Raw genomic sequence first — 13,573 nt, forward strand, 5'->3', positions numbered from 1 at the left:
TTATATAGTGGATTGCTGGGCAATACTGTAAAGCATCCTCACCATGTCCAGATATTTCTTTTGGAAGACCTTTTTTCACGTTGGTTCTTGATGAACCGCCTAGCGGTGAATCTAGTACCATTACGTGAAAATAGAACGAAAGTGCTCTGCATAAAGAAATATCTGGACATGGTGTGGGTTTTATAGAATTGCCAAGTTCCCCTGCCAGATCCTCGCTGTTGACACATTGTTTTATAATTGCTAGTATAGGCTTGATATAAGGGATTTCCATGCGGAATCAGGTATTATGTATGAGCATTATGGATGAGCTTGTTAAGAAAGATTATGAAGATCATGGCTGCAGGGCATGATGTATTTTGAAATGATATGAGGTTAGAATGAGAAAGATAAAAGAAAACAGAGAGAAAATGTATAGATCGCGTTGGACGAAAATTGTTAGTTATATGTTGGTAATGGTGATGGCTGTTTCCTTGTTTGGACAGGTTGCTGTGAATGGAGCATTTGACGGAACTGGCAAACAGGCAGGCACAGGTGTGATCGCGGGGCTTAGCCAGGTAGAGGCAGCTTCGGATACTTCTATTGATTATAAGGCGGTTTTGAAGGAAACGTCTGTTGCAATCGAGAAAAAGCTGACAACCTATAAGGTGGAAGTGGCAGATGAAACAGGCGGAACTTCCGTCGTAGACTGGTATGGTCCTGCAAATGCTTCAATCGGTGGCGAGTGGGCTGTGATCGGAGAAAGCCGTTATGGACGGAAGAATGTATTGTGGTATCGTGCCTATTATGAGAATCTGGTACGGGTATTGCAGGCAGCCGGAGAAGCACAGGCATCTGCGGATGGAACAACTACAGGTGGAAGTGCAAAGACTGTGCCATTGAAGCTCGACAGCAGAAAGGGAACGGAAAATTCCAGAGCCATTCTTGCACTGACTGCTATGGGGATAGATGCGTCAAACGTAGAAGGGTATGATCTGACAGCAGCTTTGTCGGATATGACATATGTAAAAAAACAGGGCTTAAATGGACCAATCTGGGCGTTGATTGCGCTGGATTCCGGTAATTATGAGATACCGCAGATCACATCGGGTAAAACAACAGCCCAGGTATCCAGAGAAAAATTGTTATCTTATATATTAAGCAGTGAGCTTACAGATGGTGGATTTAATCTGACGAAAAGTGATTCACAGGGGGCAGATCCGGATGTGACAGCAATGGCATTGCAGGCATTTGCACCATATTATACCGGACGGATAACTGTTGGAACAGAACTTCAGAAGCAGATCAGGGAAGCAGTGGACCGGAACATACAAGTTCTCTCAGATATGCAGAAAACCTCCGGAGCATACAGTTCATATGGAAGTGAGAATGCAGAAAGCACGGCACAGGTGCTGGTGGCTTTATCCAGTCTTGGAATTGATGGAAGAACGGACAGTCGTTTTGTAAAAAATGGAAAGTCTGTGCTGGATGGTCTGTTGTATTTTTATATATCATCAACCGGAATGTTTAAACATGTAGACACGGAAAAATCCGGCAATCAGATGGCGACCGAGCAGTCGTTTTACGCATTGGTAGCGTATCAGAGGTTCCAGAATAAAAAGGCAACCTTGTATGATATGACAGATGCGGATAAAGCATGTGTTATGGAGCTGGCAGATTGCAGCGTAACCATTTCAAAGACCGCATACACATATACCGGAAAGACGATCAGACCTGCAGTGACTGTTACCTGTAAAAAGCTGGATGGAACAACGATCACTTTAAAAAAAGACACAGATTATACAGTCACATATAAGAATAATAAAATGCCGGGCAAGGCAACGGTCGTAGTAAAAGGTAAGGGTGATTATACCGGAAGCGTAAGCAGAACGATCACGATCGCACCGACGGCAACGGTGATTTCTTCGGTGACAAATACAGAAACCGGAATCCGGCTGAAATGGAAAAAGACGACAGGCGCAGAGAAATATATCATATATCGTAAAGCGGGAAATGGCTCCTGGAAGAAATATAAGTCGGTAAAGGCGGCAAATGGATGTTCCTTTACAGATACCAAAGTTACAAATGGAAGCAAATACGCATATAAGATACGGGCGTATGCGGATGGTGTATATGGAGCATACAGTTCCATACACACAATATACCGGGTAAAACAGCCGGCCCTGAAAGTAAAAAAGACAGGAAAAGGCAGACTGAAGTGTTCCTGGAAGAAGAACACGAAGGCGAACAGTTACCAGATCATGTATGGAACGAAGGCGTCCATGCAGGGGGCAAAGACGATCGCGATAAAAAAAGCCGGAACCGTGAAAAAGACTATAACCGGATTAAAAGCCGGAAAGAAATACTATATACGGATCCGGAGCTGTAAAACGGTGAATAAAAAGAAGTATTACAGCAGTTGGAGCAAGACCGTAAATATCCGGGCATGATCGGGATCGTAGAAGATGAATAAACATGCAGATGCCCGGAAAGCAGAAATTACAGGTACAATAAATACCGTATGACAGAAAGCAGCAGCATATGAAGTTCATTAAAAAAAATATAAAAAAAATAATTGGTATTCTGGCGGTGGTGCTGATCCTTACCGTGGCATTCTGGTATGGTGGAAATGCACCGGGTTCCAGAGGCTTTTCCGGATTTGGAAAGCAGCATACGGAATCCCGGAATTCGACCGAACTGGCAGAAGCTGAAACTGGTCAGGAGGAAACCGGACAGTCCTCGGTGACGGAATCGGAAACAACAGACGGTCAGGATGTTGATAGTCAGGACACGGATCGTACAGATGAGACATCAGAAGGAGTGGCAACAGAAGATGGACAGGATCCATATGGCCCGGATGGACAAGGCTCCTCAGGGACGACAGAGGTTCTGACCGAACAGCCAACGACGGAACAAACGACTGAAACAAAAGAACCGAAAACAACGGAACAGCCAACGACGGAAGAAGAACCGGGGCAGAATACGACAGAAGCTCCAACGACGGAACGGCCGGCGCATCAGAAACCGGAGAAGCCTGCAACAACGGAAGAACCGGAAACGACAGAGCAGAAGCCGACCGAGGAGCAGACATATACTTGCACGATATCGATTAACTGCGATAATATTCTGAAAAACTGGAATATGTTAGATAAGAGCAAGCAGTCCTGTGTACCTGCCGATGGCTGGATCCTGAAGGAAGTCGAGGTAGAATTTAAAAAGGGACAGACCGTATTTGATGTATTAAAGGATATTACGAAAAAAAAGAGTATACAGCTTGAATATTCCTTTACTGCATTATACGGAAGCTACTACATTGAGGGAATCCATAATCTGTATGAATTTGACTGCGGAGAATTATCCGGTTGGGAATATTGTGTCAATGGGAAGTTCCCGGCATTTGGATGCTCAAAATATGTATTGAAAGATGGAGATAAGATTGAATGGAAATACACCTGTGACCTTGGAGCAGATGTAGGAAATCCATATTTTGAATAACAGACAGGAGAAACAGGTGAAGAAGATCAGAAGGGATGCATTTGCAGATAGTCATCCAATCGTGAATTTGATATATTTTATATTTGTCATCGGATTTGCAATGATGTCGCTTCATCCGGTTAGTTTAGGGATCGCTTTTTTGGGAGCGGTCTCATATTCTATCTGCCTGAATGGCAGACGGGCACTATATCAGAATCTGCGCTATATGTTGCCGGTTGTGATATTGACGGCACTCATTAATCCGGCATTCAGTCATCAGGGGGTGACGATCCTGCGGTATCTGCCGTCCGGCAATCCGCTGACGCTCGAATCTATTCTGTATGGTATAGCGGCTGCTGTAATGCTGGTGACAGTACTGTGCTGGTTCTCATCCTTCAACAGGATCATGACTTCTGATAAAATGATCTATCTGTTTGGGCGGCTGGCACCGTATCTGTCGATCGTTCTGTCTATGACGTTGAAGTTCCTGCCGGAATTTACCGCAAGGATCCGACAGGTATATCAGGCACAGAAAGCGGCAGGCTGTGTGATGCCTGGGAAATATTTTAAACGGCTTCGAACCGGTATGCGGGTGATCTCTTCGGCAGCAACCTGGGCGTTAGAACGGGCGGTCATAACAGGTGACAGTATGAAGAGCCGGGGATATGGGTTAAAAGGCAGGACAGCATATTCATTATTTCATTTTAGAAAAAGTGATGGCTGCTGTCTGGTCGTGATTCTGGCAGCGGGAAGCTTTGTTGCGGCAGGAATGATCCGGGGCGTGATCGACTGGCAGTATTATCCGGATATAACAGGAAATGGATCAGGCGGAATGGGAATTGCGGTATTTGCAGGCTATCTGTTATTAGTAAGCCTGCCATGTGTGATGCATTTGTATCAGGCAATCTGGGAAAGGAAGAAAAGATGAAATTATATGAGATCGATAATCTGACATTTGCATATCCGGATATTGCATCGGAGAGGGATGATGTTTATCTGAAGCCGGTATTAAAGGATATCGGCCTTTCCATAGAAAAGGGCAGCTTTGTCATTGTCGCAGGTGGTTCCGGAAGTGGGAAGACGACATTGCTCAGACAGTTGAAATCCGTTTTGACACCTCGTGGAAAACGGGAAGGAACTGTCTGTTTTCAGGGGAAAAAACTTGGAGACATAGATGATCGTGTACAGACGGAGCAGATCGGATTTGTTGTACAGGATGTAGATGCACAGCTTGTAACGGATAAGGTATGGCATGAGCTTGCATTTGGGCTGGAAAGTCTTGGATATGACAATGCCTTTATTCAGAAGCGGGTAGCGGAAATGTGTTCGTTCTTTGGTCTGGATGGGATTTTTCACAAAAAGGTAAATGAATTGTCCGGCGGACAGAAGCAGTTGGTAAACCTGGCATCAGTCATGGCAATGGCGCCCGAGGTGGTGATCTTAGATGAGCCGGCAAGCCAGTTAGATCCAATGGCAGCGAGGGAATTTTTCCAGTGCCTGTATCGTATTAACCGGGAACTTGGAATTACGGTGATCCTGACAGAACACAGACTGGAGGAAATCTGGCCGATGTGCAGCCAGTTCATTCTGATGGAAGATGGCAGAGTGATCTATGATGGAAGCATTGCAGATGGCGTGGTGCTGTTGGCACAGAATGCGCCGGCAATCGAGATCCCTGCGGCATGCAGGATAGCATTTGGATTGTCTGGTTATGGAGTTTCAGACTGTCCGGTTACAGTTGCAGAGGGCAGAGAATGGCTGCGGCAGTATGATGAAGACCATGAACAGGCGATAGCAAAGGGACAGGCAGAGCGGGCGGATACACAAGGGAAAAAACAGACAGCGGAGAACGTGATCGATATTAAGGATGTATTTTTTCATTATCCATCCATGGAGAAAGAGGTATTGTCCGGACTTACCTTGTCGGTAAAGCGGCAGGAGATCCTTGCCATAAATGGTACAAATGGATGCGGAAAGTCAACATTGTTATCCCTGATCGCAGGGAACTACTGGCCGTACAGAGGCAGGATCCGGCGGGAGAAGCAACTCCGGATCGGATATCTTCCGCAGGATCCCAAGCTGTTATTTACTGCAAATACAGTTGGAGAAGAACTGGGACTGATCCGCAGACATGGGACGTTTGAGGTGGCGGAGCAGGAGATTTCGAAGGAAATGATCTGGAAAAGTATTCATTTCTGTCGGCTGGAATCTGTACTGACGCAGCATCCATATGATCTGTCAGGGGGAGAACAGCAGAGACTTGGACTTGCAAAGGTACTGCTTGCTGCTCCGGATGTGATACTGATGGATGAACCGACAAAGGGCATGGATGCAGCATTTAAAAAACGGTTTTCGCATATGATGAAGAAGCTTAAAGCTTCCGGACATACGATCGTGATGGTAAGTCATGATATTGAATTCTGCGCAGAAACGGCTGACAGGATCTGTCTGATCTTTGATGGCAGAGTGGCAACGGTTGCGGGAACAAACGATTATTTTTCAGGAAATGAATTCTATACGACTGCGGCAGCCAGAATAGCAAAAGGAACAATCCGGGGCGCTGTAACGGTTGAGGATATCCTGCATGCATATGGCAAAACCGGTGCATGGGATTATCCGGATGACGATATAGATGACGGAATTGTATGGACAGATACCGGGAACAGGAAGGAAAATGACGAAGCAAAGCAGGAAGAAGACCGGATAGGAAGCGGCGCTCAAAGCGAGATATCAATACAGGAGAAAAAAACGGAAAAAATGTCATTTGTCCGAAAACTGGGACTTCTCCTTACAACGGTTATCATGGTGTTCTGCTTTTATAAGACAATGACACAGGCGGATCTGACGCGTCTGATCGAGAATGGAGCGGTGACCGGAGAAGGTATACAATACCTGATCTTGTATGGTATATTTATATTGGCAACGGTCGTATATATTCTGTTGCTGCGTCCGGTCGGAAGAAACAGGGATCAGGATATTGACCTGCGCAGACGGAACCGGATCAGCAGAAAAAAATTGATCATAACGGTTCTTTGTATTGCAGCAGTGGCAGGAACGATCTGGTTTGGCAAGATGGTTCTGTCAGACCGGAAGTATTATTTTATTTCCCTTCTGGTTCTGATCGAAATGATGATACCGTTTCTCACAGCCTTTGAGACAAAGGCACTGGGAGCACGGGATATTGTAACGGTGGCAGTTCTGTGTGCGCTTGCTACAGTCGGAAGAACAGCATTTTTTATGATACCGAATTTTAATCCGGTTATGGCGATCGTGATCATCAGCGGGGTAGCATTTGGATGTGAGACCGGATTTGTGACCGGAGCGGTGACGATGCTGGTATCGAATATGGTATTTGGACAGGGACCGTGGACACCATGGCAGATGTTTTCGCTTGGCCTGGTTGGTTTTGCGGCGGGACTTGTATTTAATAACAGCCGGGTCAGAAGTCAGAATGTGACGAAACTTGGCCTGTGTATCTTTGGCGGCCTGTGCTGTATTCTGATCTATGGCGGTATCATGAATCCGGCATCTGTGATCATGTGGCAGCCGGCAGTGAACCTTAAGATGATCGTGGCAGCGTATGTAACCGGCTTTCCGTTTGATGTGGTACAGGGATTTGCGACGGTTCTGTTTCTGTGGATCATGGCCCGGCCATTTTTGCTGAAACTGGACCGGATCAAGATAAAATATGGAGTATTGTGTGAGGTAAAACAGCATGCTTAGAAATTGTAGTCTGGAAGAGATATCGGATGGTCGTTTATACGATCAGACGGATATGGTAAAAGCATATTGCAATGAATGTAAAGGGTGTCATGCCTGCTGTGAGGGAATGGGAAATTCCATCATCTTAGATCCGCTGGATGTGAGCAGACTGACAAAGGAGACAGGGAAGAGTTTTGAAGCTCTGCTTGCCGATACGATAGAGTTAAATGTTGTAGATGGGTTGATCCTTCCAAATATCAAGATGGTAAATGGAACATGTACTTTTTTAAATGCAGAAGGCAGATGTGGGATCCATGCGGCAAGGCCGGGATTCTGCAGACTGTTTCCGCTTGGCAGATATTATGAGGATGGCGGATTTAAATACTTTCTTCAGATCCATGAATGTGATCGGGCAGGCAAGGTGAAGGTCAAGGTATCGAAATGGATTGATACACCGGATCTGCCGAGATATACAGAGTACATTAATGAGTGGCATGATTTTCAGAAGCAGGTGCAGGAGACATTTGCACGGATCCGTATGCAGGACGTGGCAGAAGAAAGTAAGGATGCACGGATCAAGCAGATGTGTATGTATATTCTGAATATCATGTATGTTGCGAGATATGAGGAGAACCGGGATTTTTATGAGCAGTTTGAGATGCGATTGGAGCATCTGAAAGAACTGCTTGAGTCAGGAATCTAGCAGACAGATCCTGATCTGGAACGGTATAAATGCGGATAAGAGGCGGGGAGTGTGAATGATGGTAAAAAGAGCATATAAAAGACTGGCATTTTATATAAGTATATTTGTGATCCTTATGGCAGGCGTGATCCTGATCTTCTGTGCAAGAGAGATCCGGGAGACAACGGAACAGGTAGATGATGAGATGAACAATAATATGGATTATGCCGCCATGTCCTGTCAGAACTGTCTGTCGGATGCGGTCGATATTCTGACAGTGAATTATTTCACCGTGCAGTATATGCATGAGTCAGGACATAGTATGGATGAGTTCCGTGCATATTTTACCGAACAGACCGATTATCTGAAAAATGAAGAAAGTATGCAGTATCTGGGGATTTATGGATATATTGACGGAGAACTGATGTTAAGCACTGCATGGGAACAGCCGGATGGGTATCAGGTCGAGAAACGTCCCTGGTATCAGGAGATGAAGCAGAATGGTACAGAGCTTACGATCACGACACCATATCTGGATATGAAGACGAACCGGCAGGTGGTATCCGTTGGACGTATGTTCCGGGACGGTTCGAACCTGATCGGTGTAGATGTTGATCTGGAGGAACTGTCAGATCTTCTGAAAGAGTTGGATGCAGGAACGGGTGAGATCTATATTGTTGATCAGACCGGAAGCATTATTGCAGGCGGAGAGCCTGCATATATGGGAAAGACGCTGGACAGTATGTATCACAGAACGGACGCATATGAGACTTATGTTTCAGATATTGATAAGGAACTTGCGTTGAAGACAGAAGGTACTGTCAGCTATAAAACAGACAGTGCATGGATATCTGTGAAGCCAATCCTGGATAACTGGTATGTGGTTGCGATCGTGGATAAGAATGAAGTCAGCAAGCTGGCAGCAAAAAATGCGATCCCTTCTGCGGTGACACTGGCTGTTGTATTGCTGGTATTCTTTATGCTTTATATGAACCTGTTTGTTCGTGTATACCGGACGGGAAAAAAAGGCAGAGATTCGATCGAAGTTGAGAGATATGCTTCAGGTTCTGTTCTGCAGGATGATAAACGGGTGAAAAAGGTTGTATTTTATGTATATATCCTTTTTGCCACATATTTTATCATGATGTTTTATCGGTTCCAGAAAGCCCCGATGTTTATTATCATGACATTGGCAACTATGTTGGTCAGCTTTCTTGTGACTTTTATCAGAAAGACTACGGTAAAGATACATGGATTATGTATGTCGGGCTGCTTGTTCGCGATCGTTGCGATGTACGGACTGATTCCGGGTGAACATAACCGTCTGACCGATATGTTTCTTGCGGCAGCCGTTGTTGTGTCATTGTACCAGAAGATGGAACTGAATATATTTTTGCTGATCAGTACCATCGTTTATTATTTGTATATGGTTCTTGCCGGTCGCTATATATCACAGACAGGTTCATTCGATGTCAGCGAGACGATTTTGGATCTGCTTATCATATTGATTGGCAGTCTGATGCTTCTTGTGGTGATCGCATGGAACAAGCAACTTCAGGTTCGTTTGAAACAGAAGGCAGAAGAAGCAGAGACTGCGGCGAACAGCAAATCTGCATTTCTTGCAAACATTTCACATGAGATCCGGACTCCGTTAAATGCGATCCTGGGTATGAATGAGCTGGTGCTCCGGGAGAGCAGACAGCCGCATATCAAGGAATACGCCATGTATATCAAGAATTCCGGTAAATCGTTGCTTACGATCATCAGTGATATTCTGGATCTGTCCAAGATCGAATCCGGAAAGGTATATCTGGTGAACGAGAACTATTCGCTGAGCAGTCTTGTGGAGGATGTCGAACGATCCATCCAGAAGCGTATTATGGAAAAAGGGCTGGAACTTAAGATCTATATAGAACCGGAGCTGCATGAGAATCTGAAGGGCGATGAGGTTCGTATCAAACAGATCATCATGAACCTTTTAACAAATGCAGTAAAATATACAGAAAAGGGTGAAGTTCGTCTCTATATCACAGGAAACGTTGTGGATAATAAACAGAGCCTGACGATTGAAGTTTCCGATACCGGCATTGGTATGCGGAGTGAGGATATGGATAAGCTGTTTACAAATTTTGAACGACTGGATCTGAAGCGGAACCGTTCGGTCGAAGGTACAGGACTGGGACTTCCGATCACCAAGAATCTGCTGGTCGCAATGGGTGGAGATATTACAGTCAGCAGTGTATATGGTGAAGGTTCCACATTTACGGCAACGGTTGGACAGGAGATCGTAAATGAAGAACAGATCGGGGATTACAGAAAGAAATACAAAGAAAAGCTTCATCATGAGGTCCGATATCAGGAGTCCTTCCATGCAGAGGATGCCCGGATCCTGGTTGTAGATGATAATGAGGTTAATCTGAAGATCGTGGTCGGACTTGCAAAGAATACAAAACTTCAGATCGATACGGCACTTAGTGCGGCGGAAGGTCTGAAGCTGATTCGCCAGCATTCCTATCAGCTTCTGCTGATCGATCATATGATGCCGGAGATGGATGGAATCGAGATGCTCCAGCATGTGAAGACTATGGATGGCGGTATCTATAAGGATATTCTGGCAGTTGCGATCACGGCAAATGCATTATCGGGTGCAAAGCAGACTTATCTGGATGCCGGTTTCTGCGGATATCTGTCGAAGCCGATCGATCCGGAACGCTTTGAACAGATCATAAAAGATAATCTTCCGCAGGAATATGTAACGGAATGTGGAGATGGGAATGGAGATACTGCCACAGAAGGACAGGAAACAGACGGCACACCGGATCCAAAGCAGGCAGAAGAATGGAGCATACCGGGAATTGATATCGCGAAAGCCTTATCCTATATTGGCGGAAGCAGAGAACTGTATATCAGTCTGCTGCGGACTTATCTGGATGGAAGTGAAGAACGGATCCGGAAGCTTGAAGAATGTAAGAACAAAGAAGACATCTTTAATTATGATATAACGATCCACGGTCTGAAGGGAATATCCGCAAGCATTGGTGCAGATTCTATGGCAGCAGCCGCTGCAGGGCTGGAAGAAGCATGTAAGGATCCACAGACGGCAATGGCGTACATTCAGATAAATCATGACCAGGCAGTAAGCCAGTACCGGGAGCTTTTGGAGCAGATAAAAAAATGGCTTGCGAATATGGAAACAGATGGTAAAATAGAAAAAGAAGCGGTCACAAATATAGCGGAGATGCTTACGATCATCAGTGATTTAAAAACTGCTGTTTTTGAGTATAAAGAGAAAGCTGCATGCACCTGTCTGGAACGATTGTACAAGACAGAGATACCGGAGTTAGCAGATGAAATGGGTGCAAAGTATTATGGAATACTCGATAAGCTGTATCAGTATGTTTCGGATTATGATATGGATAAAGCTTATGAACTGGCAGAAAAACTGGAAACGGATATTAGGAGGATACTTAAGTGAAACGAACAGTATTGGTTATAGATGATGATAAGATGATACTTGATATGATCCAGGGAATCCTGGAGGACAAATTTGAAGTATCAGCCGTGAATGATGGACAGAAGGCGTTCCGTGTTCTGGAACGGATTCATCCGGATGTCATCCTGCTTGATCTGAAGATGCCGGGTATGGATGGATATGATGTGATATCCAGACTGAAGGTAAATCAGGAATATAAGAGTATTCCGGTTATTTTTCTGACGGCAGTTACAGATGAGTATTCAGAGACAAAGTGCTTTGAAGCAGGAGCGGAAGACTACATCTGTAAACCATTTACAGCGAATGCATTAACAGCACGGCTCGAACGCGTTCTGAATATTCATGAGTGTGTAAGGATATAAGAAACAATGGGAAAAGAGACAAAGACAAATGCGATGCGGATTCTCGATCGTATGAAGATTCCGTATTCGCTCAATCAATATAACTGTGAAGAATTCATCGATGGTGTGCATATTGCAGATATGCTCGGACAGAGTTACGAGGAGAGCTTTAAGACGATCGTAACGGTTGGAAAGAGTCAGGGCTATTATGTATTTGCATTGCCGATCGACAAAGAGATCGATCTGAAAAAAGCAGCCAAAGTTGTTGGCGAGAAGAACCTGGAATTGCTTCCTGTGAAAGATATCAACAAGGTTACCGGTTATATCCGTGGCGGCTGTACACCGATCGGCATGAAGAAAGCATATCCGACCGTGATCCATGAAAGTGCGGAAACACTTCCTCAGATGATCGTATCCGGTGGACGTCTGGGTGAACAGATCGTGCTGAAACCGGATGACCTGCTTCGTGCGGTGAATGGCAGGTATGCGGATATCATTTCGGAGAGATAAAAAATATCGGATAAAGAAAAAGAACGGGTTGTCATGAGATAAAAATCAAATCAATCTTATACTGTCAGGATCAAATGGCACCATTTTTATATCTGTAACTAGCATATCTCCAAACTGCATCACTTAAGGCGCAAAGAGGGGATTCTGCGTTAAAAGGGCTATATAAGATTATACATTTATGTATAGTTAGCATTTGCTTTATATGTTGCTGTTACTGGTAGTAGAGGAATTTTATCCGCTACGCTATTATAGTATGCTTACATCCTGCAAGGTAAAGAAGTGCGAAATTATGGGTGTCGACATATTATTGCACGAAAATGTATCTGGGTGAATGAATTGCTTGCTGTAAAAGGATATGTATATCATATTGTACACGTTGCAAACGATATTTTATGTTGTTTAAGAGATTTAAAAAATTAATAACTGGAATGGCAACATCTTCTGTCATACTAACATGGATATTTGAAACCATCCCATTTGTATTGATATTAAGAATCTGAAAAACTTTGGATGATTATTGCTTAGGATGTGATGTGAACCATTTTATTGGCTGAATTACCTGATACTTTTTGGATGTTTTTATTTTTATAGAGAAAAAGATGGTGGCATATAGCAGCGAAATATGGAAGTATTTTAGGAATAGGAAGACGCTTCGGTCTAGGTAATCTAGAACTTAGAAGACTTATTTCACGTGTTGGTGCTAAAACGTTTTTAGCAAGCTGTTTAATATTTCTGCAGGTGATTGTAAGCTGATAATGGAGGGTGAATATTTTCACAGAATAGAGTTTGCCATTTATATGAGTAGAACGGATAAGAAGAAAACAGGACGGAATATAAGATATATCGACAAATTAAAATTATTTTGTTATAATAATACTGTACAGTTTACTTTAGGGGGGATATAGATGACCACAAAAGATTGGATAACACTTTTCATTCCAGTTGTATGCAATGGCATTCTCATATATATCATGCAGACGTATATGAAATATTATTTTGAAAAAAAAGATAGATTGCGTATACAGAATAATTCAATACTCAAACAACTTGTTGAATGTTTGGAAGATCTTCAACAAGCGCTATATTTGTTCGCACAACAACAATTCGATTCTCACCCAGAACGGTTTCAAAAATATTTTAATGACATTGCTTCAGACATTCACAAAATGAAGCAAATAGCGGATGCAAATGCCCCTTTTTATGAGGAGCTTTATCAAAAATTATTTGATATCTTTGATATTTGGAATAGCATTACACATCGTGTTGAAAGTATCATTTCTGAGCAGAAAGGTATGCTAACGTCTGCTGATGATGAATTCCTGAATAATAATTTTTGTATTCTATATAAATCAGTTTGTACCTTGCATAGTTATGTAATTAAAAAGATATGGTGAT

General features: G+C 43.7%; 9 protein-coding genes. All 9 read left to right on the forward strand.

Features of this window, described 5'->3' with window-relative positions:
- Positions 1-377: 377 nt before the first annotated feature.
- The 9 genes from OCV60_RS02390 (at position 378) to OCV60_RS02430 (ending at position 13,572) form a co-directional block, all read left to right on the forward strand.
- Positions 378-2,426 (forward strand): hypothetical protein, encoded by a 2,049-nt coding sequence (locus OCV60_RS02390; protein WP_262529200.1) that lies wholly within the window; start codon positions 378-380, stop codon positions 2,424-2,426.
- 91 nt (positions 2,427-2,517) lie between these two features.
- Complete coding sequence (locus OCV60_RS02395; protein ID WP_262529201.1) at positions 2,518-3,471, forward strand: DUF4430 domain-containing protein; 954 nt, start codon at positions 2,518-2,520, stop codon at positions 3,469-3,471.
- Positions 3,464-4,378, forward strand: a complete 915-nt coding sequence (locus OCV60_RS02400) for an energy-coupling factor transporter transmembrane component T (protein WP_262529202.1) — start codon at positions 3,464-3,466, stop codon at positions 4,376-4,378. Before OCV60_RS02395 ends, OCV60_RS02400 begins: the two co-directional genes overlap by 8 nt.
- Positions 4,375-7,173 (forward strand): ATP-binding cassette domain-containing protein, encoded by a 2,799-nt coding sequence (locus OCV60_RS02405; protein ID WP_262529203.1) that lies wholly within the window; start codon positions 4,375-4,377, stop codon positions 7,171-7,173. Before OCV60_RS02400 ends, OCV60_RS02405 begins: the two co-directional genes overlap by 4 nt.
- A complete protein-coding gene (locus OCV60_RS02410; protein ID WP_262529204.1) occupies positions 7,166-7,855 on the forward strand; it encodes a YkgJ family cysteine cluster protein in 690 nt (229 codons plus the stop codon). Before OCV60_RS02405 ends, OCV60_RS02410 begins: the two co-directional genes overlap by 8 nt.
- Before the next feature lie 55 nt (positions 7,856-7,910).
- On the forward strand, positions 7,911-11,309 hold the full coding sequence (locus OCV60_RS02415; RefSeq protein ID WP_262529206.1) for an ATP-binding protein: 3,399 nt from the start codon (positions 7,911-7,913) through the stop codon (positions 11,307-11,309).
- On the forward strand, positions 11,306-11,689 hold the full coding sequence (locus tag OCV60_RS02420) for a response regulator (protein WP_117822343.1): 384 nt from the start codon (positions 11,306-11,308) through the stop codon (positions 11,687-11,689). Before OCV60_RS02415 ends, OCV60_RS02420 begins: the two co-directional genes overlap by 4 nt.
- Before the next feature lie 6 nt (positions 11,690-11,695).
- Positions 11,696-12,178 carry a Cys-tRNA(Pro) deacylase gene (gene ybaK, locus OCV60_RS02425; RefSeq protein ID WP_262529207.1) on the forward strand — a complete coding sequence of 161 codons (483 nt, stop codon included), beginning with the start codon at positions 11,696-11,698 and terminating at the stop codon, positions 12,176-12,178.
- Between the two features lie 905 nt (positions 12,179-13,083).
- Positions 13,084-13,572, forward strand: a complete 489-nt coding sequence (locus OCV60_RS02430) for a hypothetical protein (RefSeq protein WP_262529208.1) — start codon at positions 13,084-13,086, stop codon at positions 13,570-13,572.
- Position 13,573: the final 1 nt, after the last annotated feature.

Source organism: Coprococcus ammoniilyticus, from assembly GCF_025567345.1.
GTDB classification, from domain to species: domain Bacteria; phylum Bacillota; class Clostridia; order Lachnospirales; family Lachnospiraceae; genus Coprococcus; species Coprococcus ammoniilyticus.

Bases quoted from the DNA above. Each gene is read 5' to 3' on its own strand.
- OCV60_RS02405 (WP_262529203.1), top strand. From the start codon at position 4,375: ATGAAATTATATGAGATCGATAATCTGACATTTGCATATCCGGATATT.
- OCV60_RS02430 (WP_262529208.1), top strand. From the start codon at position 13,084: ATGACCACAAAAGATTGGATAACACTTTTCATTCCAGTTGTATGCAAT.
- OCV60_RS02415 (WP_262529206.1), top strand. From the start codon at position 7,911: ATGATGGTAAAAAGAGCATATAAAAGACTGGCATTTTATATAAGTATA.
- OCV60_RS02410 (WP_262529204.1), top strand. From the start codon at position 7,166: ATGCTTAGAAATTGTAGTCTGGAAGAGATATCGGATGGTCGTTTATAC.
- OCV60_RS02395 (WP_262529201.1), top strand. From the start codon at position 2,518: ATGAAGTTCATTAAAAAAAATATAAAAAAAATAATTGGTATTCTGGCG.
- OCV60_RS02390 (WP_262529200.1), top strand. From the start codon at position 378: ATGAGAAAGATAAAAGAAAACAGAGAGAAAATGTATAGATCGCGTTGG.
- ybaK (WP_262529207.1), top strand. From the start codon at position 11,696: ATGGGAAAAGAGACAAAGACAAATGCGATGCGGATTCTCGATCGTATG.